At 58.2% G+C, this 25,398-nt stretch carries 19 protein-coding genes; 10 read left to right on the top strand and 9 right to left on the bottom strand.

All coding sequences use genetic code 11. The annotated features are described in order from the left end of the window. Window positions 1-936: 936 nt before the first annotated feature. The 6 genes from BLQ12_RS10285 to BLQ12_RS10255 all read left to right on the top strand — a co-directional run bounded on the left by BLQ12_RS10285 (window position 937) and on the right by BLQ12_RS10255 (window position 10,168). Complete coding sequence (locus BLQ12_RS10285) at window positions 937-1,644, top strand: MIP/aquaporin family protein (protein WP_092210564.1); 708 nt, start codon at window positions 937-939, stop codon at window positions 1,642-1,644. Between the two features lie 162 nt (window positions 1,645-1,806). Continuing rightward, the gene (gene glpK / locus BLQ12_RS10275) at window positions 1,807-3,300 is read left to right on the top strand and encodes a glycerol kinase GlpK (protein ID WP_092210562.1); all 1,494 of its coding nucleotides are present in this window, start codon (window positions 1,807-1,809) and stop codon (window positions 3,298-3,300) included. A gap of 237 nt (window positions 3,301-3,537) precedes the next feature. Continuing rightward, window positions 3,538-4,284, top strand: a complete 747-nt coding sequence (tpiA, locus tag BLQ12_RS10270) for a triose-phosphate isomerase (RefSeq protein ID WP_092210561.1) — start codon at window positions 3,538-3,540, stop codon at window positions 4,282-4,284. Between the two features lie 14 nt (window positions 4,285-4,298). Beyond that, window positions 4,299-5,816 (top strand): 2,3-bisphosphoglycerate-independent phosphoglycerate mutase, encoded by a 1,518-nt coding sequence (gpmI, locus tag BLQ12_RS10265; RefSeq protein WP_092210560.1) that lies wholly within the window; start codon window positions 4,299-4,301, stop codon window positions 5,814-5,816. Window positions 5,817-6,229: 413 nt separating this feature from the next. Then, a complete protein-coding gene (locus BLQ12_RS10260) occupies window positions 6,230-7,933 on the top strand; it encodes an ABC transporter substrate-binding protein (protein WP_092210559.1) in 1,704 nt (567 codons plus the stop codon). A 12-nt stretch (window positions 7,934-7,945) separates the two neighbouring features. Further along, window positions 7,946-10,168 carry a methyl-accepting chemotaxis protein gene (locus BLQ12_RS10255; RefSeq protein WP_092210558.1) on the top strand — a complete coding sequence of 741 codons (2,223 nt, stop codon included), beginning with the start codon at window positions 7,946-7,948 and terminating at the stop codon, window positions 10,166-10,168. 299 nt (window positions 10,169-10,467) lie between these two features. Here the strand turns inward: BLQ12_RS10255 and BLQ12_RS10250 are convergent, their stop codons facing one another. The 4 genes from BLQ12_RS10250 to BLQ12_RS10235 form a co-directional block, all read right to left on the bottom strand. After that, window positions 10,468-11,160 carry an aspartate/glutamate racemase family protein gene (locus BLQ12_RS10250; protein WP_092210557.1) on the bottom strand — a complete coding sequence of 231 codons (693 nt, stop codon included), beginning with the start codon at window positions 11,158-11,160 and terminating at the stop codon, window positions 10,468-10,470. Window positions 11,161-11,422: 262 nt separating this feature from the next. Next, a complete protein-coding gene (locus BLQ12_RS10245) occupies window positions 11,423-12,025 on the bottom strand; it encodes a hypothetical protein (protein ID WP_092210556.1) in 603 nt (200 codons plus the stop codon). A gap of 36 nt (window positions 12,026-12,061) precedes the next feature. Beyond that, complete coding sequence (locus tag BLQ12_RS10240; RefSeq protein ID WP_254782036.1) at window positions 12,062-12,985, bottom strand: DMT family transporter; 924 nt, start codon at window positions 12,983-12,985, stop codon at window positions 12,062-12,064. Window positions 12,986-13,225: 240 nt separating this feature from the next. Next, the gene (locus tag BLQ12_RS10235) at window positions 13,226-14,668 is read right to left on the bottom strand and encodes an aminotransferase-like domain-containing protein (RefSeq protein WP_092210554.1); all 1,443 of its coding nucleotides are present in this window, start codon (window positions 14,666-14,668) and stop codon (window positions 13,226-13,228) included. A 585-nt stretch (window positions 14,669-15,253) separates the two neighbouring features. On the opposite strand from BLQ12_RS10235, the gene BLQ12_RS10225 reads away from it, so the two are divergent. Both BLQ12_RS10225 and BLQ12_RS10220 read left to right on the top strand, forming a co-directional pair. Next, window positions 15,254-15,787: a class I SAM-dependent methyltransferase gene (locus BLQ12_RS10225; protein ID WP_092210552.1), complete on the top strand. Its 534-nt coding sequence runs from the start codon at window positions 15,254-15,256 to the stop codon at window positions 15,785-15,787. A gap of 132 nt (window positions 15,788-15,919) precedes the next feature. Then, entirely contained in the window at window positions 15,920-16,399 is a 480-nt protein-coding gene (locus tag BLQ12_RS10220; protein WP_092210551.1) for a GNAT family N-acetyltransferase, read from the top strand. Here BLQ12_RS10220 and BLQ12_RS10215 read toward each other — a convergent pair. From BLQ12_RS10215 to BLQ12_RS10205, 3 genes are all read right to left on the bottom strand, one after another. Further along, the gene (locus tag BLQ12_RS10215; protein WP_092210550.1) at window positions 16,380-17,180 is read right to left on the bottom strand and encodes an alpha/beta hydrolase; all 801 of its coding nucleotides are present in this window, start codon (window positions 17,178-17,180) and stop codon (window positions 16,380-16,382) included. The genes BLQ12_RS10220 and BLQ12_RS10215 overlap by 20 nt on opposite strands. Window positions 17,181-17,672: 492 nt before the next feature. After that, window positions 17,673-18,236, bottom strand: a complete 564-nt coding sequence (locus tag BLQ12_RS10210; protein ID WP_152004262.1) for a BON domain-containing protein — start codon at window positions 18,234-18,236, stop codon at window positions 17,673-17,675. A 221-nt stretch (window positions 18,237-18,457) separates the two neighbouring features. Then, window positions 18,458-19,501 carry a GMP reductase gene (locus BLQ12_RS10205; protein ID WP_092210548.1) on the bottom strand — a complete coding sequence of 348 codons (1,044 nt, stop codon included), beginning with the start codon at window positions 19,499-19,501 and terminating at the stop codon, window positions 18,458-18,460. A gap of 787 nt (window positions 19,502-20,288) precedes the next feature. Between BLQ12_RS10205 and BLQ12_RS10200 the strand changes: the two genes are divergently transcribed. Beyond that, window positions 20,289-22,001 carry a methyl-accepting chemotaxis protein gene (locus BLQ12_RS10200; RefSeq protein ID WP_175469632.1) on the top strand — a complete coding sequence of 571 codons (1,713 nt, stop codon included), beginning with the start codon at window positions 20,289-20,291 and terminating at the stop codon, window positions 21,999-22,001. A gap of 43 nt (window positions 22,002-22,044) precedes the next feature. After that, complete coding sequence (locus BLQ12_RS10195) at window positions 22,045-22,809, top strand: substrate-binding periplasmic protein (protein ID WP_092210546.1); 765 nt, start codon at window positions 22,045-22,047, stop codon at window positions 22,807-22,809. Between the two features lie 8 nt (window positions 22,810-22,817). On the opposite strand, the gene BLQ12_RS10190 is transcribed toward BLQ12_RS10195, so the two are convergent. Both BLQ12_RS10190 and BLQ12_RS10185 read right to left on the bottom strand, forming a co-directional pair. After that, the gene (locus BLQ12_RS10190) at window positions 22,818-24,086 is read right to left on the bottom strand and encodes a Y-family DNA polymerase (RefSeq protein WP_175469631.1); all 1,269 of its coding nucleotides are present in this window, start codon (window positions 24,084-24,086) and stop codon (window positions 22,818-22,820) included. Between the two features lie 503 nt (window positions 24,087-24,589). Beyond that, entirely contained in the window at window positions 24,590-25,219 is a 630-nt protein-coding gene (locus tag BLQ12_RS10185; protein ID WP_217640283.1) for an HAD-IB family phosphatase, read from the bottom strand. Window positions 25,220-25,398: the final 179 nt, after the last annotated feature.

Genomic DNA, 25,398 nt, shown 5'->3' with positions numbered 1-25,398 from the left:
GATGTGACGCCCATCTTCCCGGACGGCCCTGGCAGACCCGATTTTAAAGGCCCCTGAGCAGCCTCCTGTGGCCAGGGGTGGCCCGATGGCGCGTGGACACCGATCCTCACCACCTGCCTGCGCCATCAGCCATCCCTTGCCAGGCCGCTGCCCACAGCATTGCAGACCGTTGCTGCCGCCACCGGATCTCCGATTTACCGGAAAACGGTGCGGTCCAACGCCCTGCCCCCTTTCACAGGGGAGAACGCCCGGCGCAGGGCTGTTTTCCCCTGCTGAAGGGACATTTTTAAGGGGATCGGATACGAATCGGTGCGGATTTGCCCGACCACCCGCCAGGAGCGTGCAGCCGGGCCATGACACCCGTCCGCCTGCTGCACGCCCGTCCCTTTTTCATACTTGACCGAAACGCTTCGGTATATTATACCTTTCCAAAGCCCGAAAACCTGCATTCTGATCCCCCGCTCCCCCCTCTGTCGTCCTCTCCAGGCTCCATATTTCATGGCTTTTCAAGATCCCACCCGCACCTCAATACGGATTTATAAATTTTTTGCGCAAATGTTCACTACCGAACATAAAAACGAATAGAAATTTTCACAATGAAAATGCCCCCTCTCCGGGCACACCCCTGAACACGGGTTACCCTCTTGGCATCCGTTTTTCCCAATAAATGCTAAGGACAATCCCTTTAATCCCAGGTTCCATCAGCCGTCCCATGGGGATCATTTTTCTTCAAGTTCCTTAATAAGTCACCAAACATCAACGATAAAATTTTCACTTTCGAATATTTTTAACTTGATTTATTTCGGTTTCGAATATACATCAAACAAACAGTGTTTCCCGCACAACGCTTCGTTTGACGGGAAACCGATGGGCCCGGCAATGGAGGCGGGCGAAATTCTTGACGTTCTTTAGAAGATGATTTTGGAGGGAAGAAGTATGTCTAGTTTTCTGGGAGAGTTGATTGGAACATTGATTTTGACACTGTTCGGGTGCGGCGTTGTTGGAGGCGTTGTACTGAACAAATCCAAAGCTCAGGACTCCGGGTGGATCGTTATCACCCTGGGATGGGGCTTTGCAGTAGCCTTTGCCGTTTACCTTGTGGGAAAATACTCCGGCGCCCATGTCAACCCGGCCGTAACCCTCGGCCTTGCCACCATCGGCCTTTTCCCCTGGGCCGATGTTCCCATGTACATCGCCGGTCAGATGATTGGTGCCTTCATCGGCGCCACCCTGGTCTATCTGCACTACTATCCCCATTGGGCTGAAACCGAAGACAAAGACGCCAAACTGGCTGTTTTCGCCACCGGTCCCGCCATCAACAACCCCATGGCCAACCTCTTCAGCGAAATCCTGGGCACCGCCATCCTCGTCTTCGGCCTGCTTGGCATCGGCGCCAACAAATTCTCCGAAGGCTTAAACCCCCTGATCGTGGGTTTCTTCATCGCCGCCATCGGCCTCTCCTTCGGCGGAACCACCGGGTACGCCATCAACCCCGCAAGGGACTTGGGCCCCCGCCTCGCCCACTTTTTCATGCCCATCGCAGGCAAGCGTGACTCCGACTGGACGTACGCCTGGATCCCCGTTGTCGGCCCCATCCTCGGCGGCGTATGCGGTGCCCTGCTTTACAAGGCCATCGTCATGTAAGAAGATTGGGGGCCGGCCCCGGCCCCCTGCTGCACACCGAACAAAGAGCGAACGAACAAAGTGAGCGGCTCCACTGTTTTACCGAACCTGCCCTGCAGCTGTCCGGTCCGCAGGGCCCTTCGGGGAGCCGCCGCCCACAACCCCCATACTGAGGAGTCAATCATGGAAAAAAAATACATCATCTCCATCGACCAGGGAACCACCAGCTCACGTGCCATCCTCTTCGACAAAGCAGGCGAGATCAAACTGGTGACGCAGAAAGAGTTCACCCAGATCTTCCCCCAGCCCGGCTGGGTAGAGCATGACGCCCTTGAAATCTGGTCTTCCGTTCAGTCCGTCCTGGCAGAGGCCCTGGCCAACAAGGACATCTCCGGCGACGAAATCGCGGCCATCGGCATCACCAACCAGCGTGAAACCACCGTGGTCTGGGACAAGAACACCGGCAACCCCATCTACAACGCCATTGTCTGGCAGTCCCGCCAGACCGCAGGCATCTGCGACGAGCTCAAGGCCAAGGGCCTGAGCGACACTGTCCGCGACAAGACCGGCCTCCTTATCGATGCCTACTTTTCCGGCACCAAGGTCAAGTGGATCCTCGACAACGTGGAAGGTGCCCGCGAGAAAGCCGAAAAAGGCGATCTCCTCTTCGGCACCATCGACACCTGGGTCACCTGGAAGCTCACCGGCGGAAAAGCCCACGTCACGGACTACTCCAACGCGTCCCGTACCCTGATGTACAACATCTACGACCTCGACTGGGACGAGGAGCTCCTTGAAGCCCTCACCGTTCCCGCGTCCATGCTTCCCGAGGTCAAGCCCTCCTCTGAAGTATACGGCACCACCGCCCCCAATGCCTTCTTCGGCTATGAAATTCCCATCGCCGGCATCGCAGGCGACCAGCAGGCAGCCCTCTTCGGCCAGGCCTGCTACGAAGAAGGGATGGCAAAGAACACTTACGGCACCGGCTGCTTCATGCTGATGAACACCGGCGAAAAAGCAGTAAAATCCGACAACGGCCTGCTCACCACCATCGCCTGGGGTGTCAACGGCAAGGTGGAATACGCCCTTGAAGGCAGCGTCTTTGTGGCGGGTTCTGCCATCCAGTGGCTCCGTGACGGCCTGCGCATGTTCGCCGACGCCAAGGACAGCCAGGCATACGCCGAACGCGTAAACTCCACCGAAGGCGTTTACGTGGTTCCCGCCTTCGTAGGCCTGGGCACCCCGTACTGGGACAGCGACGTGCGCGGCTGCGTCTTCGGCCTCACCCGAGGTTCATCCAAAGAGCACTTTGTACGCGCCACCCTGGAGTCCCTGGCCTACCAGACCAAGGACGTCCTCTCCGCCATGGAAGCCGACTCCGGCATCTCCATCAAGACCCTTCGCGTAGACGGCGGGGCAACGGGCAACGATTTCCTCCTTCAGTTCCAGAGCGACATCCTGGGCTCTGACGTGGAACGCCCCGTCATCGTGGAAACCACTGCCCTGGGTGCCGCCTACCTGGCCGGCCTTGCCGTGGGCTTCTGGAAAAACCGCGCTGAAATTGCCTCCCAGTGGAACAAGGACAAGACCTTTGAAGTAACCATGGACGACACCACCCGCGACGACCTCTACGCAGGCTGGCAGAAAGCCGTCAAGGCCTCCATGGCGTTCAAATAGAATACGCCTTGCCCCGCCCTGGTTGCCGCCCCGAAAAGACCGCTTGACATGGCCGGTCGCTTCGGGGTGGCATCCAACCGGGACCGCTGAACCTGTGGCGCCCGTATGGCGTGCCCCCCTTACCCGGTGCGCCGTATTTACGCCGGAATCCTGCCCTTGGAAACGTCGCTGCGCAGACATCTCCGGCCGCGCCGGACGCCACACCGCACGACCCGAAATACCCGTGAAAGGAGTGTCATGAGAACCCCCTTAATTGCCGGCAACTGGAAAATGAACAAAACCCTGGACGAGGCCCTGGCCTTTGCCCGTTACCTTGGGGAACACGCCCCGAAAAACGGGGTGGAAACCCTGATCTGCGCCCCCGCCCCCCTGCTCTACTCCCTGGCCGATGCCCTTGCCGGAACCCGCGTCGCCCTGGGTGCCCAGAACATGCACCACGAAGCCCAAGGGGCCTTCACCGGCGAGATCTCTGCGGCCATGATCAAAGACACGGGTGCCACCTACGTAATCCTCGGACACTCCGAGCGTCGCCAGCTCTTCGGAGAGACCGATGCCTCGGTCAACCGAAAAACAATCTGCGCCTTAAAAGAGGGACTGACCCCCATCCTCTGCTGCGGAGAGAGCCTTGAAGAGCGCGAAGCAGACCGCACCACAGAGGTCATCAAAGCCCAGGTCATCAGCGGGCTCCACGGCATCGCCGAAGCGGATGTCACCAAAGTGGTCATCGCCTACGAACCCATCTGGGCCATCGGCACCGGAAAAACCGCCAGCAGCGCCGACGCCAACGAGGTCTGTGCAGCCATTCGCGGCATCATTTCCGACCTGTACAGCGACAAGGCCGCTGAAAGCCTTCGCATCCTCTACGGCGGCAGCGTCAACACCGACACCGTCAAAGGGCTCATGGCCGAAGCCGACATCGACGGCGCCCTGGTGGGCGGCGCCAGCCTCGCCGCAGAAAGCTTTCACAGCCTGACCACCTTTTGACAGGAGCCGTACCCATGAACACTCCGGTGACACTTGTCATCTTAGACGGTTGGGGGCAGGGCAAACCCTGCCGGTACAACGCCGTCCACCATGCCAGCACCCCCAACATGGATCGTTTCATGGCCGAAAGCGCCCACACCACCCTTGCCGCAAGCGGCGAGGAGGTGGGCCTGCCCCCCGGCCAGATGGGCAACTCCGAAGTGGGACACCTCAACATCGGCTGCGGCCGCGTTGTCCGGCAGTCCCTTTCCCGCATCACCCATGCCATTGAGGACGGCTCGTTCTATGAAAATCCCGCCCTCCTTGCGGCCGTAAACCGCGCCAAGGAACCGGGAAAGGCCCTGCACCTCATGGGGCTCCTCTCCGACGGCGGGGTCCACAGCCACATGGACCATTTAAAGGGACTCCTGGAACTGGCCGCGCGACACGAGGTAGAGCAGGTCTTTGTCCACGCCATCCTGGACGGACGGGACACACCGCCCCAGAGCGCCCTCTCCTTCATCGAAGAGCTGGAGCAGACCTTCCACACCATGCGTACCGGCACCCTGGCCTCCCTGTGCGGCCGCTACTACGCCATGGACCGCGACAACCGCTGGGGAAGGACCCGTTACGCCTACGAGACCCTCACCGGCAACGAACCGGCACGCGCCGCAACGGCTGCCCACGCCGTGGAGGCATCCTACGCCAAGGGCGACACCGATGAATTCTTCGAGCCCCTTCTCATAGAAGGGACCGAAGGAGCCATCCGCGACGGCGACGCCGTGATCTTTTTCAACTTCCGGCCGGACCGGGCTCGCCAGCTCACCCACGCCTTTGTGGACGATGATTTTACCGGGTTCCCACGGGAAAAACGCGACACCCTCTTTGTCTGCATGACCGAATACGATGCCGACATCAAAGGGGTCCCCGTGGCATTTGGCCCCATCACCCCCAAGCGCCCTTTAGGGACCGTCGTGGCCGAGGCCGGACGCACCCAGTTGCGCATCGCCGAAACCGAAAAATACGCCCACGTCACCTTCTTTTTTAACGGAGGCGTCGAGGCCGAATCCCCCGGGGAGACGAGGATCCTCATCCCCTCGCCCAAGGTCGCCACCTACGACCTGAAGCCGGAAATGTCCGCAGCTGAGCTCACCGATGCCTTTGTGGCGCGCTTTTCCGCCACACCGGATGACTTGACGGTGCTCAACTTTGCCAACGCGGACATGGTGGGGCACACCGGCGACATGAAAGCGGCGGTCAAGGCCCTTGAAGCCGTCGATGAATGCCTCGGACGCGTGGTAACAGCCGCCACCGCCAACGGCGGAGCGGTTCTCATCACCGCCGACCACGGCAACGCGGAGACCATGGTGGACCCCATCACAGGAAACCCCATGACCGCCCACACCACCAACCCGGTGCCCCTCATCCTCCTGGGCTCCGACACCCCCTCTTTGCGGGACGAAGGCCGCCTCTGCGACATCGCCCCCACCATCCTGTCTCTCCTGGGGATACCCCAACCCGAGGAGATGACCGGCCAAAGCCTGTTGGCTTGATCCTGGGCCGGGGCGGACCCCACCGCCCCGGCACTCCCCCACCAAAATGACTACCCAGTAAAAAAAACACCCCACCCCATCAACATTATTTTTTACTAAAAACACCCACACAAGCCCGCACCATACCATCAAATACGCCCAACCACATCTTTACAAACCCTGCATTGATTGCACCTCCAGAACGCCAATTAAGAGATGATTCCATTGATTTTTGACTCAACATTAGGTAGTATAAAAAATCAAGAAAAACTACAGCTAAACAAGCAAATATTTTTAGCTTACCCGAGAAGTAAGCAACAACATATTTTTTAACTAAATACGAGGTATCTATTTTTTAAGAACACAGTAATGCGACGATGCCTTCGGGCCCTGCCGGACCCTGCGGCAACCGGAAATGGGAAAGGGAAAGACGTATGCGGAAAAAAAACAGACACGGATTCACCATCCTGGCCATGCTGCTCCTGCTGGCCACACTCCCCGGCCAGGCAGAGGCCGGAGAGATCGAAACATGGGCCAAGGCGTTTCAGCCCTCGGCCCTTTCACTGAGGGAACAGCAAGACGAGCTCGCCTGGTTTGCCCGGGCGGCGGCTCCGTACAAGGGCATGGAGATCAGGGCCTGCGCCGAAGGGATCCCCACCCACAAATGGGAGGCCGCGGTTCTGGCCAAAGCCTTCACCGACATCACCGGCATCAAGGTCCGGGTCGATATCATCGGCGAAGGTGAGGTGGTGAACCGGATGACCCGCCAGATGGAGACCAACGAGAAGCAATACGACATCTACGTCAACGACGCCGATCTCATCGGGACCCACCTCCGGGCGGACAGTGCCCTGGACTTCAAAGGCTTCATCGCAGGGGAAGGGGCCTCGGTCACCAACCCCCGCCTGGACCTTGACGACTTCCTGAACCTGGAGTTCGGCCAGGACTACGAAGGCCACCAGCTCCAGCTCCCGGACCAGCAGTTCGCCAACCTCTACTGGTTCCGCTACGACTGGTTTACCGACCCCACCTTCAAAAAAGAGTTCAAGTCGCGCTACGGCTACGAACTCGGGGTTCCCCTGAACTGGCAGGCCTACGAGGACATTGCCGAATTCTTCACCGGCAGGACCATCGACGGCAAAACAGTATACGGCCACATGGATTACGGTAAAAAATCACCGGGCCTGGGCTGGCGCTTCACCGACGCCTGGCTCTCCATGGCTGGGGCCGGTGACAAAGGTCTCCCCAACGGGCTTCCCGTGGATGAGTGGGGAATCCGGGTGGAAAACAAGGTCCCCGTGGGGGCCTCAGTGGCCCGGGGCGGAGCCACCAACGGCCCTGCCGCCGTCTATGCCATGGAAAAATACATCCACTGGATGAAGGCCTACGCCCCGCCGTACGGAGAGTACATGGATTTCTTTGTGGCGGGCATCGTTCCCTCCAAGGGCCGCATCGCCCAGAGCATCTTCCAGTACACCACCTGGCTGTCGGAAGATGCCTACACCAACCCGGAGAGCCGGGTGACAGACAGCCACGGCAACCCCCTGTGGCGCGTGGCCCCCTCCCCCCACGGCAAATACTGGGAAGAGGGCATGAAGGTGGGCTACCAGGACACCGGGAGCTGGACCCTTCTTAAACATTCCGTCACCGGCAAGCACCGGAAGGCGGCCTGGCTCTGGGCACAGTTCTGCGTCTCCAAATCGGTGTGCATGAAAAAGTTCCTCGAAAACAAAACCCCCATCCGCAAGAGCACCATCTTCTCTCCCAAGCTGGACCGCTATGAGGGCAAGTTCGGCGGGCTCATCACCTTTTACCGCTCCCCCGTGGAGAACCGCTGGACAGACACCGGCCCCAACGTCCCGCACTACCCGTCGCTCTCCGCCCAGTGGGCCAAAAACGTGGGCATGGCCGTGGCCGGGGAGATCACCGCCCAGCAGGCCATGGACAACATCGCCCACGACATGGAGGCCCTCATGGAGACCATGGAGCTTCCCCGGTACTCTCCGAAGCTCAACCCCAAAAAATCCCGCGACTACTGGCTGAAGCAACCCGGGGCACCCAAGCCCCCGGTGGAAGACCAAAAGGGCCAAACCATGCCCTACGACGCGCTCATCGAGACCTGGAAACACAAGGGATAAAAGGAGGCAGCCATGAAAATGATCTACAAACTGGGTGGGGGATTCGGCATTGTCCTGTTCCTGCTCCTCGGTGTCATCGGTATCTACCAGTACTGCGTTCGGTCCACGGTGGGAAGCGTCGACGACCTCATGAAGGTGGAGCTGAAAATCGCTGAACACGCAGCCGACGTCAAATCCCTGCTCATCGAAAGCCGGGAGCTCCAGGGCCGTTTCCTGACAAGCCGGGACGACGCCACCCTCACCAACTTAAACGCGGGCATCGCACAGCTCCAGGCCAAAGCCGATGCCATCCACTCCCTTGCCCGCAAGGCGGGATACAAAAAAAGCGCCGAAAAATCCCAGCGGGTAAAGGCCCTCTCCGAGCACTACCTGGCCTCCTTTTTGGAACTTGCCGCCGCCTGGGAACGCAAAGGGGCCGACGCCCACTCCGGTCTCCAGGGGGAACTCAACAAGGCGGGCGCCATCCTGGCGGAGAAGATGAAGGGCCATCAGGTGGAAAAACTCTACCTCTCCTTTCTGAGGCTCTGGATCTGTGAACGGGAGTTCAAACAGACCACCTTTGCCGATGCCAGGGAAAACCTCGTCACCAGCATCGATGCCTTTGAGGCCGCCCTGGCCCGATCCACCTGCAGCCCGGAGAGCAAGGATTACCAGGCCAGACAGCTGGCACTCTACAAAGGCGCCCTTGAACAGCTTGCCGATGACGAATACTTCTATGAAATCATGGTCACCACACGGGAGAACATCCAGGCATCTTTAAACGACGTCTATGTGCCCATGGCCGGCAAGCTCCTTCTGGCCATCCGAACCCATGAAAAAAGTTACCTGCTCTACGGGGAGCCCAAGGAAGCCGAGGCCACCGGTAACGCCGTCAAGGCCCTGGCCGAACAACTGGCAGGGGCGGGCATCACCCAGCGCCATGTGGCCGAGGCCACCGAACAGCTGGAAGCTTACAACCGCGCGTTTTCCGAGGTGATAAACGAAGAGAAGATCATCGAAGAGGCCGAAGCCACCATGGGTGTCTCCGCCCAGGAAATCGGAGAGGCCGTGGAGGGCATCTACCGGGAAGCCATGGATATCGCGGGCTCGCGCTCCGGAACCCTTGCCGACTCAGCGGGAACCCTGTCGCGCATCGCCATGCTCGTAGGGGCCATGGCGGTACTCATCGGCATGGTGCTGGCCATTTTCATCACCCGCTCCATCACCGGCCCCTTGCAGCAGGTCATCGCCATGGTGGCCGACATTGCCCAGGGCGACGGGGACCTGACAAGTCGCCTCTCCTATGAAGCCCGGGATGAGATCGGGGAACTGGCAACCCTTTTCAACGCCTTCCTCGAAAAACTCCAGGGAATGATCCGGGACATCGCCAACGGATCGGGGACCATCGGCTCGGCGTCCAGGGAGCTGCTCTCCATCTCCGGGGAGATGACCAAGGGAGCCGACGGCATGTCCCACCAGCTCCATTCCGTGGCAACAGCCGCCTCGGACATGAGCGGTAACATCGAGAGCATGGCCGAAGCCCTCAACGAAGCCTCGTCCACCGCCCACCTCGTGGCCTCGGCCACCGAGGAGATGACCGCCTCCATCTCCGAGATCGCCGGAAAAACGGAAAACGCCCGCACCATCTCGGAGACCGCCGTCAACGAAACCCATCAGGCCAAGGAGCTTATGGAAGCCCTGGGACAGGCCGCCAAAGAGATCGGCGAAGTCTCCCAGACCATTGACGACATCTCGGGACAGACCAACCTGCTGGCCCTGAACGCAACCATCGAGGCGGCCCGGGCAGGGGAAGCCGGCAAGGGCTTTGCCGTGGTGGCAAACGAGATCAAAACCCTGGCCCACGAAACAGGGGCGGCCACCACCCGGATCAACGAACAGATCGTAGGCATCCAGAACGCCGCCAAAAACACCACCGCCGGCATGAACGCCACCGCCGACACCATCCACAAAATCGACCGGATCATCCAGACCATCGGCACCACCATCGAAGAGCAGTCCGTGACGACCCGAGAGATCTCAGGCAACCTGGCCCAGTCCTCCCGTGCCATCGCCCTGGTCAACGACCAGGCCAGAGACGGTGCGCGCTTTGCCGAACAGATCGCCCGGGAGATCACCGAGGCCAGCAACACCGCCTCCGCCCTCGTCTCCAGCAGCGACGTGGTCAATACCCACGCAGAAGACGTCACCGGCCTGTCCGGGGGCCTGCAGGAGCAGGTGGGAAAATTCAGGATCTGAAAGAAGAGTACACCGCATAAAAAAAAGCCTCCGGCGGCCCTGCCGGGGGCTAAACTTTTAAAAAGTTTAACAAACAGGTTTTAAAAACAAATTCGAATCAATCTAAATCAAAGGCACGTGTTATTTTCTCTGTGGAATGAAGCGGATAACGCATTTAAAAACAGATTCCGATTAATCTAAATCAAAGGCGAATGTGTTTTTCCCTGAGGAACGAAGGGGAAAACACATTCGCAACCTGCTTTCAAGGTGGCACACCTTGCCGCCGGAGGCATGCTTTCAGCTTTTTCCTTTTCCCAACCTTACCCAATGGCACGCGCCACCGCTTTGGCCGCATGGATGGCAGCGGTGTCGTAGAGGGGCACCGAGGTGTCCGAAGGGCCCACCAGCAAGCCGATCTCCGTACAGCCAAGGATCACGGCTTCGGCGCCTTTGGCTTTAAGCTCTCCGATGATCTCCACAAAGCGCTCTCTGGAAGAGGGGTTGATCTCTCCGCGACAGAGTTCCGTGTAGATCACGTTATGGACATCCCCACGGCCTCGGGCATCCGGGGTCACAACCTCAAGACCGAACCGGTCACTGAGCCTGCCTGTGTAAAAATCCTCTTCCATGGTAAAGCGGGTTCCCAGAAGCCCCACCTTAGAGATCCCATCGGCGGTCAGGGCTTCAGCCGTGGCATCGGCGATGTGAAGAAGAGGAATGGAGAGCTGCGCCTCCACGTCTTCGGCCACCTTGTGCATGGTGTTGGTGCAGATCATGAGAAAATCTGCGCCCCCGGCCTCCACCGAGGCTGCGGCGCGGCCGAGAAGCTCTGCGGCAGCGGCCCAGTCTCCGGCATCCTGGAGCGCTTCTACCTCCTCAAAATCGACGCTGTACAGACAGATCTTGGCCGAATGAAGGCCGCCCAAAGCCCCCTTGACCCCTTCGTTAATAACTTTGTAATAGCTGGCTGTGGATTCCCAGCTCATCCCACCCAGCAGTCCGATGGTTTTCATGGTCTCTTCCTTTATTCTGTTAGCACATAATGTCCGTTGATCCGGGTCACCGCCCCGCCGCCGAAAAGCACCCGAACCGTTTCGTCCGGCGCTGTTTTCTTTCAGAGATTCAAGATGTTGGGTCGATCCGTCGATCCATTTTATTCGATCACCACGGTCTCACCCTGCCACAACCCGTGGCGGATCAGGCAATACCCGAGGGCGGAGTTCCCGGATAAATGCGGTGTGGCAAAGGCATCTATTTTACTGAATCTCAGCTCTCTTATCGGATCATGATCTCCTTCTCCCCGTCCAATGAAGTCCCTATGGCACGCATGAAGCCGTACATAACAAAACAGAGGGACACTCCCTGCTGGAACGCTAAAATGGGTTTTTCCTGCAGAAGCATCAGGGTACCCATGCTTCCGTTCATCAGCATAAAAAAAAGCCACCCGATGTGCCTCTCCTTGGCCAGATAATAGCTCCCCATCAGAAACCCCACCATCACCCCGATCTCCAGCACCTGGGATACCGAGTTGAGGCCGTGGTAATCGTAGAGGCTGAAGCCCGCACCGAGTACCATGAACCCGTACGTGCAGACCGTGGCCACCCCATCAAGGGCCCCATGGTTTTTTCCGTTGTTCCGGTACACGCTGAACAAGCCCAGCGCCATGGAAGGAATGCCTCCGGCCTCAATGGATGCGGCAATCCAGTTGTGTTTGAGGATCAAAATGGTCACCCAGGCCGGGACCCCGAGAATGTAGATTCCCCAGCCCCAGAGTTTCAGCTGACGCTTCCTCGACTCACCACGCCCCTCGGCAAGGGAAAAACACATTTTATTGATGAGGTAAAACGAGCCTCCCCACAGCTGCAGCACCATATCCATGGTTCATCGGTTCCTTTCCATCGTGTCCGACCAGGTTCAGGCGGTCATGGTCTCTGGGGATTTCGTTGCCGGTTGTGATGACACGGAACAGTCCGGCCCGGGCTTCTTCTTGGCTTCTTTTCGGTTGAGCAGCAAAAGGTTCCCCCCAAGAATCAGGGCTACGCCGCTGAAGGCGAACCCGCTCCACTGATACCCTTCCCAGACCGTGGAGATCACCAGGGCCACCACCGGAAAGACCAGGGTGGCATAGGCAGCCCGGTCCGCGCCGATGCGGCCTATAAGGGAAAGGTAGCAGCCAAAGGCCACGATGGACCCGAAGACCGCCAGGTAAACCAGGGACCCCACATAGGCCGTGCTCATCTCAAAAGCAAAGGAGCGTCCCAGAAGGGCGGACAGGCCCAGCATGAGCAGGGCCCCGTACAGCATGCCGAAGGCATTGGTCTGCACCACGGGAAGCCCAGCTTTCTGGTTGCGGGCGGACAGGATATTGCCGATGGAGGCCAGGTAGGTGGCCGCAAAGCAGAGCAGCAACCCCTTGGCCCCGCTGTCTCCCAGGTGAAACGAGGTGAGCTCAGGCCGAAACACCAGCCCGATGCCCACAAGGCCCAAAGCGCCCCCCGCCACCACTTTGGCGTCCACGGGCGTCTTGAGAAACAAAGCCCCGTTCACCACGTTCATCACCATCACCGTGGAGAAAATCACCGCCGCAAGGCCGCTTGCGATATGAAGCTCCGCCAGATAAAAAAGCCAGTAGTTTAGGGCAAACAGGAAAAAACCCTGGGCGGCCATGGCCAGGTGCTCTCCCATGGTAAACCGCATGGGAAGACGCCGCACGGCGCACCACAGCAGAAGAAGCACCGCGGCCAGGGAAAACCGATAGGTCACAGACACCATGGGGTCGATGCGCCCCAGCTGGAAGGTAATGGCCAGCCAGGTGGAGCCCCAGATCAAAATCGTCATCACGTAAAACATCACATTTCGCATATCATCCATCACTTTGTTGGGTGTAAAAATCGAAATAAAAACGCCTCCGGCGGCCCTGCCGGGGGCCAACCTTTTGAAAAATTTGATAAACAGCTATTTAACGCGATACCCGCACCACGCCTTGAATGAAAGGGAAAAGCGCATTTGCAATCTGCTTTCGAGGTGGCACACCTCGCCGCCGGAGGCATGTTTTTGGTTTTTTGATTTTTCAGACCATTAAACCAGCTCCCGTGCAGCATCCCCCACGGCCTTAAGGGCCCACCGGGTCTCCGGGGTAAAGGCGGCGGCGTTTAAGCGCAGGTAGTGCTGGTAGGTATCGCCGATGGAGAAAAGGGCCCCGGGGGCCACGGTGATACCCATCGGTTCCACCGCGGCGTAGAGTTTCATGGAATCCACGGCCTGGGGCATCTCCACCCAGAGGGTAAACCCGCCCCAGGGACGTGTGACCCGGGTTCCTTCGGGGAAGGTCTCCCCCACCATCTCCCCCATGGCCGCCACCCGCTGGGCGCAGGTGCGCCCCAATCCCCGCAGGTGGTGTTCGTAGCCGCCGTTGGCCAGGAACTCGGCCACGGCCAGCTGGGGGGGCAGGGCCGTGGCCAGGGAGGAGACCATCTTCAGGCGCTGCATACGCTCCCGAAACCTGCCTGAGACCATCCATCCCACCCGGTACCCCGGGGCCAGGGTCTTGGAAAAGGAGGAGCAGAGGATCACCATGCCGCTCTTGTCGTAGGCCTTACAGACCCCGGGGCGACGGCCGTCAAAGGCGATGTCCCCATTGATGTCGTCTTCCACCAGGGGGACCTGATACCGCGCAAGAAGCGCCACCAGGTCTTTCTTCTTCTCCTCGGAGAGGGAGACCCCCAGGGGGTTGTTGAAGTTGGTCACCTGAAGGCAGGCGCTCACCCGGTTTCGGGACAGGGCGCGCTCCAGGGCATCCAGATGAATCCCATCCACGGGCGATGAAGGCACCTCAAGGACCTTGAGCCCCAGCTCCCGGAACAGCTGCAAAAAATTGAAGTAAACCGGGGCCCCGGTCACCACGGTGTCCCCGGGTCGGCACAGGACCTTCATGGCCAGGGAGACCCCTTCCGAGGCCCCCGAGGTGATAAGGATCTCATCGGCGGCAAGGGTTACCCCGGCTTTGAGCATGTGCCGGGCGATCTGGTGCCTCAGCTTGGGCAGACCGCTGCCCATGGCGTAGCCGGTGCCGTGGCCCTTTGCCCTGCGCACCTCGGCCGCCATGATCCGCCCCAGTTTTTCAGACGGCAGGATCGCAGGATCAGGGATGGCGGCCCCGAACTGCACCCGCTCGGGGTCGTTGACATCCCGCATGATACGGGAGACCATTTCGCCTGCCTCCACGGCCGCGGCGTTGAGAAGGGGTCGCCGCACATCCGGTTCCCTCGGAATGGCGGGAAGCCGTGCGCACACGTAGTAACCGGACTGGGGCCGCGCTTCGATGACCCGCCGGTCCTCCAGCAGGCCGTAGGCGGTCTTCACCGTGTTGATGCTCACCTTCAGCCGCTGGCTCATGGCGCGAATCGACGGCACCTTCTCCCCGGGCCTGAAGGTGCCCTCCCTCACCATGAGGGCCAGGCGCCCGGCCACCTCTTCGTAGAGAGGCTGTCCCCCCTTTTTCTCCGCAACGTTCGATTTCATGGCAATACCCTACCCCAGCTCCCTTGAAGGCCAAAAGATACAGTTGGTTTCATTTTTAATGGATACAGTTTTTCATATCATCTATCCAAAGGACACAGATAAATACAGACACCATCTTGACCGCCGGCCCGTTCTGATCCATCGTAAATGAGAAAAAGCATGCCTTCTATGGTTAAAGTGGGCAGGGAAAACCCGCCTCCGGCGGCCAGGGGATGATCCGCTGGACCCCAGGTTGCGAAAGCCCTCCCCCTTCGTTCCTCAGGGTGAGGGCTTCCGCGAAGGTTTCTGTTAAATTGAGCAAAACCTGTTTGTCAAACTTTTCAAAAGTTTGGCCCCCGGCAGGGCCGCCGGAGGCGTCTTTAACCTGGCTGCCTCCGGCGGCAAGGTGTGCCACCTTGAAAGCAGGTTGCGAATGCGCTGTCCCCTTCGTTCCTCAGGGAAAATCACATTCGCCTTTGATTCAGATTGAATTGAATCTACCGTCTAAAACCTATGTGTTAAACTTTTTAAACGTTTTGCCACCGACACGGCCTCCGAAGGCTCTTTCACTTTTAGGTACTGAGCAGTTACGAAAAAGGAAAAAACATGAACGAACACCTCTCCAACACGGCCTTCAGGCTGATGGCCCTGGCCTTTCGGGTCAAGGACCTCTTCAGCAGGCGCACGGATATCCTGGCGGAGTTTGAGATGATGGAAGGCATGCATGTGGTGGATTACGGGTGCGGACCGGGCTCATACCTTCGGGCCGCCTCCCGGCTGGTGGGAAAAACGGGGCTGGTGACGGCGGTGGACATCCACCCCCTGGCCATCCAGGCCGTGAACGAAAGGGCCTTTCGCTTGGGGCTCACCAACGTCATGGGGCTTCTCACCCGGGGGTATGACACCCCTTTGGATGACCACAGCGTCCATATTGTCTACGCCATGGACATGTTCCACATGGTCGACGATCCCACAGCCATGCTCACGGACATCCGTCGCATTCTGGTACCGGAAGGGGTCCTCTTCATGGACAGCGGCCATCAGCCCGACGAGACCGCCCGGAAAAAAATCACCGACTCGGGGCAGTTTACCATCCAGCGAACCACGGACCGCTATTTTCAGTGCCGCCCCGAACCCTGAGTGCAACAGCGTATTGTCATTGCGATTTCCCTTCCTCTGTGGCATATCTCATCCCAATTATCCAACCAGGCCAAGGGGTCCTGTCGCACCGCCCGGTCCCTCTGCGCCCAGACCACACAGGGAGTTGAAACAATGTCAGACGTGATGGTAACCCGCCTCGACGAATCCAGGGAGGCAACGGATTTTCTCACCCTCTTTACCGAATACACCCGCAGCTTAGGGACCGCCGGAATCCCGAGCGATGTTCCGATCCCCACAAACCTTGTGGAAGAGATCCGAAAGCGCTCCGACGTGGTGGTCTTCCTCGCCTATGAAGAGAAGCAACCCGCGGGCTTTGCCGTCACCATCGAAAGCTTTTCCACCTTCCGGGCCATGCCCTCCTTCAACATCCACGACATCGGGGTCAGCAGCCGGTTCCGCAGGCAGGGGGTGGGCAAAGATCTCCTCACTGCCGTCCGTGATGAGGCAAAAAAAAGGGGCTGTTGCAAGGTCACCCTGGAGGTCTACGAAAACAACACCAGGGCCTACAATCTCTACCGTTCCATGGGGTTCTCAGCCCTGTCGGGCAACGACGACTCCGAGCAGACCCTGTTTATGGCGAGCCCCCTGTAAGAAGAAAGGTCAGGGGCACATGAACCCGTTTGCCCCAGGAGGTGGCGGAGTGGTCGTGGCCTTTCCAGACCCTGTTCATGCAGGTCTCACCTTCCCGGTACCCTTTTTGGGCCAGAATATCCCTCACGCGACGATGATACGGGATGTACCTGGCATCCAACGCTTCGGTGCTGATATCAAAGTAGAAACGGTGACGGTCGGGATCCGGCAAGGACTCTGCCATGTAAGGAAGGGTGGAGCCCTCGTAGAGGGGCCAGTGGGATGAAAGGCACCCTGCCCCGTAAAACAGGTCCGGGTGCTCGCAGACCGCATACAGGGAGATGATTCCCCCGAGGCTGGAGCCCATGGCAAACCGAGCTTCGGGCCGGGTGATCAGGGGATAGGCCGATTCCATGTGGGGAATCAGCTCATCGGTGAGAAATTTCAGGTAGCGGTCCGAGGTGGGGCACTTGCCCCTTTGCCGGATAGACTCTCGCTCTGTTTCGGAGACAAACCGCTCCACGGGCTTTTTGGGGACGTACTCCCGCCATCGGTCCGGGGAGTTCCAGATATTGGCCAGGATCACCGGCGGGATCACCCCGGCTTCAATGAGTCCCCTGGCCGTATCGCACAAGCCCCACCCCATGAGGTTGCTCGCAGGCAGGCAGTTGTACTGCCCGTCCTGAAGGTAGATCACGGGATACCTGGCTCCTCCCCCCTTTTCATACCCCGGCGGCAGCCACACATCGATATGGCGCGGCGCCACAAACCGTGAATCAAACGTGTCGAGTCTCTCCAGCATCCTGCCCCATCCCCTGCTCACCCCATAAGCCAAAGCCCACGCACCCCATCAGACGCAATATGCGTCACAACGGGCAAAGGGCTAGGAGCCTCGAAATCCGATCCGAGGCCCTGGACCATCGTCATGATGGATGTTCAGATGTAAGATCCGAGAATAAAAAGGAGGTAGCAAAGAAGGGGACAGAACACAAGGGGATCACTATAAAAACAGGCAGTTTCCTTCAAGATCCACACCGCAAAAGGAAACTGTCAATCAACGAACAGGAACGAAAAGGCCTTCTGTGGTCAAAGCGTATAAAAAAAGCCTCCGACGGTCCTGCCGGGGGCCAAACGTTTAAAAAGTTTGACAAACAGGTCTTAAGCGAGCCTCTCCAGGCTCCGCCGAAATCATGTCGCCTTTTTCGTGCATTAGGAAAATTTCTTGCGAAGCTTTTTTCAAAGAAGCGACCCGCCGGAGGCAATACATAAATAGCAATCCGTTACCCGGATTTTTTTATTTCACCACAAGGTTGTTCACCACGCGCTTGACTCCGACGAGGCGGTCGGCCAGGCGAACGGCCTCATCACGCATGGCAGCGGTCTCCAGCACGCCGGTCAGGACCACCACCCCGTTGTTCACGTCCACATCGATGTGCAGGGCATCCACGTCCGGGGACCCGATGAGCTCCGACTTCACCTTGATACCCACCACCTTATCGTCAAAGGCCTGCCCGATGCTGGTGGGCCCCACCTGGAGCAGGTTGTTGACGCCACGGACCCCGGAGACCTTGCGGACCACAGCCTCCACATTGCGCACCACCCCATCGTTGTCCACCATACCGGTAAGGGTCACCACCCCTTCGATGGTGTCCACATCCACGGAGAAGGTTGGAACTTCTCTGCACTCGGCAAGAGCAGCCTTTACCCGGGCAGTAAGGGTGACATCGTCCACCTGGTTGCCAAAGGTGCGTTCGTCCGAGGCGCTTTTGTAGACGCCCGTTGCCCCGGTTCCCACCACCACCGGGGCGCACCCCGCACACAAAAGAAAAAGAGATACCGCAATCCATCGTATCGGCATACAGCCAACCCTCCAAAAACAAGACAATACCCGCCGACAGGATATCCGAAACGGACCTCCAACCAAAGCACCGGCAGGCAGTTCAAACGTTCCCATGCATACCATGGCGTCCCAGGGTCCCGCTGTGACGAAGGTCACGCCGAAGGGAACAACAGGCCATGACAGGCTGACGATAGCCGAATTTTCAAAAAGCGGCAACCGCCCGCGCTGGCGCAAACATCTTACTCGTCACCAAAGGCGCGGTTGTGCTGCTCCATAACCCGGATAAAGGTGGTGCGCTTGGAGAGTTCTTTAAGTTTTGCCGCCCCCACATAGGTGCAGGTGGACCGAAGCCCGCCCAGGATGTCCAGCAGGGTGTCTTCCACGGGCCCCCTGTAGGGCACGGTCACGGCTTTTCCTTCCGAGGCCCTGTAATCGGCCACCCCACCGCTGTGCTTCTCCATGGCGGCCCGGGAGCTCATGCCGTAAAAGGCCACCACCTTTTCCCCGTTTTCATCGAGGATCTCCCCGCCGGATTCGTCATGGCCTGCAAGCATTCCACCCAGCATGGTGAAATCGGTACCGGCCCCGAAGGCTTTGGCGATGTCCCCTGCGCAGGTGCAGCCGCCGTCGGCCACGATGAGCCCCTTGAGGCCATGGGCCGCGTCCGCACACTCGATGATAGCCGAGAGCTGCGGGTACCCCACCCCGGTTTTCACCCGGGTGGTGCAGACGGACCCCGGCCCGATGCCCACCTTGACAACATCGGCCCCGGAGAGAACCAGCTCTTCCACCATCTCCCCTGTCACCACGTTCCCGGCGATGATCACCTTGTCCGGAAAGAGGTCCCGGACCCTCTGGACCACCGCCACAAAATTTTCCGTGTACCCGTTGGCCACGTCGATGCAGATAAACTTTAAAAGCGGCAGTGCATGGACAATCTGCTTCAGCCGCTCAAGATCCGCGTCCATTGTGCCTGTGCTCACCATGATGTGGTCGTAGATCGAGTCGTCCTGACGCGCCAGGAACCGCTTGAGCTCCTCCGGCGAGTAGTACTTGTGAAGGGCCGTCACGGCGCCGTGCCGCGCCAGGGCCTCTGCCATGGCAAGGGTGCCCACCGTGTCCATATTCGCGGCGATAATCGGCACACCGGACCAGGTGGTCTGGCTGTGCCTGAACACATAGGTTCGGTTCATCTCCACCTGGGACCTGCTTTTCAGGGTGGATCGTTTGGGGCGGATCAGCACATCTTTGAACCCGAGTTTCACTTCGTTGTCGATACGCATGGGCGGACCTCATCTTTGTGCATGGGTTAAAAGGGATGTCACTATTCAGTGCCGGACTCCATTAAACATAAAAACAGAATTTTATGGCTAAAGCCCGGTGAGTCACAGAGTCACAGAGGGCTCAGAAAAAACCAAAAAGATGCCTCCGGCGGCAAGGTGTGCCACCTTGAAAGCTTGTTGCAAATGCGATTTCCCCTTCGTTCCTCAGGGAAAATCACGTCCGCCTCAAAAGCAAAAGTGACTCACTAATCATTTTTCAAGACCTGCTTGTTAAACCCGGTTTTATAAATCAGGCAAAAGTTTAGCCACCGGCAGGGCCGCCGGAGGCATCTTTAACCTGGCTACCTACGGCGGCAAGGATGGCCAGGCCACATAGCCCGGATATTTCACGAAGGGTGAGAAAAAAGGTCAGAAAACAATGAATGCTGGTTGCGGATGCGCCCCCAGTGTATCCAAAAAAAGCAGGCCTGCCAACCAAAGGGTTGGACCACAGCAACAGGGTTCCGTCCGAGTGATCAGGGCCATTGAAAAACGACTCCCATTGCTGACGAAACGTAAGGGAGAATTATTCAGCGCACAGGGTAAATCCCGGATTTGTCGGGACGTATGCCTGATTTTTTACTAAACGTTTCACTCCTGGCTGCCGATTATTATAAATGACGCAGCACGACAGAGTCACCTACCACGACCCCAAAGCCCACCTCCCGGCCTGAATCGCTTGAGTGCCTGGCGAACAGCACCGGTATGCGATACGTTTTTTAATGACGATGTAATGCGGAGAGACCACGTGAACAAATTCAGGCTGAATAGAAAGGGTATTGTCGCAAAAACTTCCATTTACAGCGGCGCCATTGTTTTTTCTGTCCTTGCGCTGGCATGTTTTGCGATCATCCGGTTTCAATCCGGCATGGTGGAGTTTGTCCTTTCAAAATATGTGGTTGAAATTCAAGAGACAACCAAAAGTCAGGGGGACCGGCAGAAAAAAGCCCTCCAGGACAGCTCCGGGGTCATCACCGGTATCCTCGGCGGAATCGCAGGACCGTTCATCAACGATATTAACAACGACGGGTGCAGCAAAGCCCTTGAAGCCTTTATGGGATTTTCCGATATAGAGGCCGTGCAGGTCATGGACGAAGACAATGAACCCTTTGCCGCCGCATGGAAATCGCCTGCTGTGGCCTCTGCCCTTACCCTCCCGGACGCTCTGGATTTAAGCAAAAGCCTGTCGCTTCAGGCCGATGTTGTTTTCGAAGACACCGTCATCGGAAACGTGACCGTCTACTACACAGATACCCGCCTCCTTTCAAAACTCACCAGGAGCCGTGAGCAGGCCCTGGCAAAAGTCGATCAATTTCGCACAACAACAGACGAACGCATCCATGCCTTTGTCTTCAAGCAGATACTTGCCGTCATGGCCATTATTCTTGTGCTGACAGCCACCATCAGCATCTGCCTTACCCGTGTCGTCATCAAACCCCTGAACAACGTCATCCACAATTTAAAGGAGATCGCAACGGGTGAAGGGGACCTTACGGTACGGCTGGACATCAGGAGCGAGGATGAACTCGGGGAGTTGGGTCACTGGTTTGATCTGTTTATCGAAAAGCTCCAGGCCATCGTCAAAAACATGGTAACGAGCGCTGAAAAGGTGAAGACATCGTCACTGGGCCTGTCCCGCCTGTCGGAAAAAATGAAAGGAAACGCCGATGCCCTCCTTGCCAATTCAAACACGGTAAGCGCCGCATCCGAAGAGATGAGTTCCAACATGTCCACCGTTGCGGCGGCAATGGAGCAGACCGCAACAAGCGTGGAGACCGTGGCGACCTCCACAGAATCCATGAACCGGGCCCTCCTTGATGTCTCCAGAAACACAGGCAACGCAGGCAACACCACCCGCGAAGCCGTATCCCTCATGGGCGACGCATCTGAAAAGGTGGAACACCTGGGCGATGCAGCCCAGAGAATCAACGCGGTCATTGATATCATCAACGATATCTCGGACCAGACCAACCTGCTGGCACTCAATGCGACCATTGAGGCTGCAAGGGCCGGAGAGGCCGGCAAAGGATTTGCCGTGGTTGCCGGCGAGATCAAGGAGCTGGCGGCCCAAACCGCCTCCGCCACCCGGGACATACGGGAACACATCGGTCAGATCCAGGCATCCACAACGGACACGGTTGTGGAGATATCCAGGATAAACGGGGTCATCGGCGAGGTGAACGATACCGTGGAATCCATTGCCCATGGGATCGACTCACAAGCCATGACCACCAAAGAGATCTCGGAGCATATTTCCCAAACCGCCTCGGGCATCCAGGAAGTCAATAAAAACGTGAACGAGAGCTCACTCGTCTCAGGAGACATCGCCAAAGAGATGGCGTCCGTGAACAGGGCCTCAGAAGAGATTTCAGCCAGCATCGCCCTGGTGAACACCAGCGCCGGAGAGCTGTCAACACTGTCGGAACACCTCCATGGCATGGTCGGTAAATTCAACGTGTAAAGCGCTGCAAACATAACCAACAGACATCAACGAGGGATCACCTATGAAACGTGCAACGGCTGCCATTTTATCCGCTTTCTGCATTCTCTGTTTCGGCATATCGGCACATGCCCAGACACAGGTACTGAATATCGCCTCCGATAACGACTGGCCCCCTTATGAGTGGGTGGACAAAGAGACCAAAGAGCTGAAAGGCTTTGCCCCTGAGGTTGTTACCCATGTCCTCAAAACCATGGACGTCCCCTTTGAGATCAAGCCCTACCCGTGGAAAAGGGCGGAAAGAAATGTCCTTGAAGGAAAATCAGACGCGTTGTTTCCTGCGAGCCGCAAGGCAAAAAGGGAAAAAACATGCCACTACCCGGGAATTGACCTTCTCAAGTCCGAGTACTGTTTCTTTATCCGGAAAGAGGACCAGGGAAAACTGACGTTCACGGACTTTTCCGATCTCAAGGGCCATAAGATAGGGGTCAGCAGCGGCTACTCCTACACCACCGAATTCTGGGAGTTCCTCAAGGCAAATAAAAACTATACCGAGGCAAAAACAGATGAGCTGAACCTGAAAAAACTGGTCAAAGGCAGGTTTGATTATTTCCCCGGAGAAGTCGGAAACGTGGCGGTGCTTGCAAAGCAGCTGGGCATAGAAGACAAAATCGTTCGCCTGCCCAAGCCCATCACCCAGAAGCCTTACTACATCATCTTCAACAAAGCCAAGGTGGATGAAGCCTTTGTGCACCAGTTCTCCGACGCGCTGGAGGCGTACAAAAAAAGCCAGGAATACCAGGCGATCTATACAAAGTACTTCAACTAACCCGGATTTCAGAAGACCCGGAGAATGTCGTCCCAGCAGGTGGTGTAGGACGGGGACTTGTGATTGAAGCGGGTGCGCCAGGCCTTGGGCTCGGAAAGGCCGGACGAGGCGTAGCCCAGGGTACGCTTGCCCATGGCGGTGTTCACGGCGTCCAGGGCCTTCATGAGGGAGGCGGACCGATCCCGGTCCACGGCGTCAAAGAGCAGGAGCTGCTGTTCGCTCTCCGGACTCAGCTCCCGCAGGTGGATGCCCAGCTTTTTAAAAGGGACGTTCTCCCTGTAGATCCCGTCAAAGGCCGAAAGGGCCCCCTTGATCATCTCCGACGCGTCGGAGGTGGGGGCGGGAAACCGCACGACGGCGGTGTTGTAATAAAAGGTGTCCCGCTGAAAGCGGTTGCTCATGGCAGACACCTCCATGAGCCCTGCCCGGAGTTCTTCTGTGCGCAGCTTCTCAGCGGCCCGCTCCGCATAGGTGGAGAGGGCCTCGCAAAGGGCCCTTCGATCGTCAATGCCCGCGGCAAAGGTGCGGGAGACCCCCACCCCTTTTTGGGCGGGCGGGTTCGTCTCCAGGGGGTAGCAGCTGATGCCGGAAAGTTCGTCCAGCAGGCGGGTGCCGTTGATCCCCATGCGTTTTTTGACCATGACCCGATCGGCGCGGGCCAGGTCCAGGGCCGTATCAATGCCCCGCATCTTCAAAAATTTTTCAAACCGCCGCCCCACGCCCCACACCTTGCCCACCGGCGTAGCAGCAAGGGCACGCTCACGCCACCTCTCATCGGTCACATCACAGACCCCGCCCAGACAAGGGTGCTTCTTGGCCATGCCCGCCGCCACCTTGGAAAGGGTCTTGGTGGGCCCCACCCCCACGGACACCGGAATGCCGGTGTTCCGCTTCACCGTCGTCACAATGGTCCCGCACAACCCCGGGACATCCTTCTCTCGAAAAGAGGACAGGTCCAGAAACGATTCGTCGATGGAGTAAACCTCAAGGTCGGGAACCAGCTCCCCCAGGGTGAGGATCACCCGCCGGGACATGTCCCCGTACAGGGCATAATTGGACGAAAAACAGGCCACATTGTGACGGCGTAAGGTCTCGGCCAGGGTGAAGACAGGGGCCCCCATACCGATGCCCAGAGCCTTGGCCTCGTTGGATCGGGCCACGGCGCACCCGTCGTTGTTGGAGAGCACCACCACGGGTCGCCCCTCCAGGGACGGGTTGAACATCCGCTCACAGGAGACATAAAAATTATTGCAGTCCACAAGGGCAAAACGTGACATGGGGTCCATCTCAAAAAAAGAAAAAGCAGCCTTCTATGGTTAAAGTGGGCAGGGAAAACCTGCCTCCGGCGGCCAGGGGATGATCCCCTGAACCCCAGGTTGCGAAAGCCCTCCCCCTTCGTTCCTCAGGGTGAGGGCTTCCGCGAAGGTTTCTGTTAAATTGAGCAAAACCTGTTTGTCAAACTTTTCAAAAGTTTGGCCCCCGGCAGGGCCGCCGGAGGTGTCTTTAACCTGGCTGCCTCCGGCGGCAAGGTGGGGGCACCTTGAAACCCTATGGCGAATGCATGGAGGTCTTGGTTGTGCGGACGCTTTCGGGGCATTCGCATGGAGGGTGAAATCCGGCGCCCGTCCTTGCAGGAGATGCCCTTGTCATTATTGGTGGCGGGTGCAGCCCGCGACGAACGCCCCTGCGCTTTTTCCTGAGGAACGAAGGGAATAGCGCAGGGGCTATCAGCTTTCGAGGTGGCTCACCTCGCCGCCGGAGGCTTATTTTTTCAGACGTTTCACCAGACCGACGCCAGGGTCTGCCGGATGGCATGAAAATCCGTCCAGGGGTGAAACGGCAGGGCATGGGCGTCCATATGCTCGGCAAGTTGCCGTCGGGCAAAGACCCGATCCGCTGTTTTGGCCATGTTGTAATCGGTGATGCCGTCGCCGATGGCAACAGCTTCCCCGTAGGCATAGGCGGCCATCACATCGGCCTTGGCCAGGAGCTCTGTCTCCCCCGGGTACTCGCTGACCACCTTTAAAAAGGACCCGTCGGTCTCCACGTCCGGGGCGTAGACCGCCGCCACCTTTTCGGCCAGATCACCCAGTTTTCGAAATACCAACCCTTTGAGCCCGCCGGAGATCACCACAAAGGGCACCTCCCGTTCCGCCAGCCAGTCGATGAGCTCTTCCAGGCCGGGCCGCATGGGCACGGTCTCGCAGTGATCCAGCATGGCCGGGTACTGGGACGAGGGGATGGTCTCCAGGATCTTGGTGAGCCCCTCCCGAAGGGTGATGCTGCCGTCCATGACCCCGGGAAGCCAGGTTTCCACTGCCTCGGGGGCAAAGGTCCTGCACACACTCACAAACCCGTCCTGCTCCGTGATGGTGCCGTCGAAATCACAAAAAACAATACGCTGTATCAAAAAACTGCCTCCGGTTGCGTTGCTTAAAAAAAGAGTAACTGCACATAGAAAACTGCTTTCTATGGTTAAAGTCTGATGAATCACAGGGCCAAGAGGGCTCAGAAAAAAACAAAAGCAATGCCTCCGGCGGCGAGGTGTGCCACCTCGAAAGCAGGTTGCGAATGCGCTTTCCCCTTCGT

This window comes from Desulfoluna spongiiphila (assembly GCF_900101345.1).
Taxonomy (GTDB): Bacteria; Desulfobacterota; Desulfobacteria; order Desulfobacterales; family Desulfolunaceae; genus Desulfoluna; species Desulfoluna spongiiphila.
This window is presented reverse-complemented; position numbering and strand designations above follow the sequence as displayed.

Coding starts and splice junctions, on each gene's coding strand:
- BLQ12_RS10285 (WP_092210564.1), top strand. CDS start 937: ATGTCTAGTTTTCTGGGAGAGTTGATTGGAACATTGATTTTGACACTG.
- glpK (WP_092210562.1), top strand. CDS start 1,807: ATGGAAAAAAAATACATCATCTCCATCGACCAGGGAACCACCAGCTCA.
- tpiA (WP_092210561.1), top strand. CDS start 3,538: ATGAGAACCCCCTTAATTGCCGGCAACTGGAAAATGAACAAAACCCTG.
- gpmI (WP_092210560.1), top strand. CDS start 4,299: ATGAACACTCCGGTGACACTTGTCATCTTAGACGGTTGGGGGCAGGGC.
- BLQ12_RS10260 (WP_092210559.1), top strand. CDS start 6,230: ATGCGGAAAAAAAACAGACACGGATTCACCATCCTGGCCATGCTGCTC.
- BLQ12_RS10255 (WP_092210558.1), top strand. CDS start 7,946: ATGAAAATGATCTACAAACTGGGTGGGGGATTCGGCATTGTCCTGTTC.
- BLQ12_RS10250 (WP_092210557.1), bottom strand. CDS start 11,160: ATGAAAACCATCGGACTGCTGGGTGGGATGAGCTGGGAATCCACAGCC.
- BLQ12_RS10245 (WP_092210556.1), bottom strand. CDS start 12,025: ATGGATATGGTGCTGCAGCTGTGGGGAGGCTCGTTTTACCTCATCAAT.
- BLQ12_RS10240 (WP_254782036.1), bottom strand. CDS start 12,985: ATGACGATTTTGATCTGGGGCTCCACCTGGCTGGCCATTACCTTCCAG.
- BLQ12_RS10235 (WP_092210554.1), bottom strand. CDS start 14,668: ATGAAATCGAACGTTGCGGAGAAAAAGGGGGGACAGCCTCTCTACGAA.
- BLQ12_RS10225 (WP_092210552.1), top strand. CDS start 15,254: ATGAACGAACACCTCTCCAACACGGCCTTCAGGCTGATGGCCCTGGCC.
- BLQ12_RS10220 (WP_092210551.1), top strand. CDS start 15,920: ATGTCAGACGTGATGGTAACCCGCCTCGACGAATCCAGGGAGGCAACG.
- BLQ12_RS10215 (WP_092210550.1), bottom strand. CDS start 17,180: ATGCTGGAGAGACTCGACACGTTTGATTCACGGTTTGTGGCGCCGCGC.
- BLQ12_RS10210 (WP_152004262.1), bottom strand. CDS start 18,236: ATGCCGATACGATGGATTGCGGTATCTCTTTTTCTTTTGTGTGCGGGG.
- BLQ12_RS10205 (WP_092210548.1), bottom strand. CDS start 19,501: ATGCGTATCGACAACGAAGTGAAACTCGGGTTCAAAGATGTGCTGATC.
- BLQ12_RS10195 (WP_092210546.1), top strand. CDS start 22,045: ATGAAACGTGCAACGGCTGCCATTTTATCCGCTTTCTGCATTCTCTGT.
- BLQ12_RS10190 (WP_175469631.1), bottom strand. CDS start 24,086: ATGTCACGTTTTGCCCTTGTGGACTGCAATAATTTTTATGTCTCCTGT.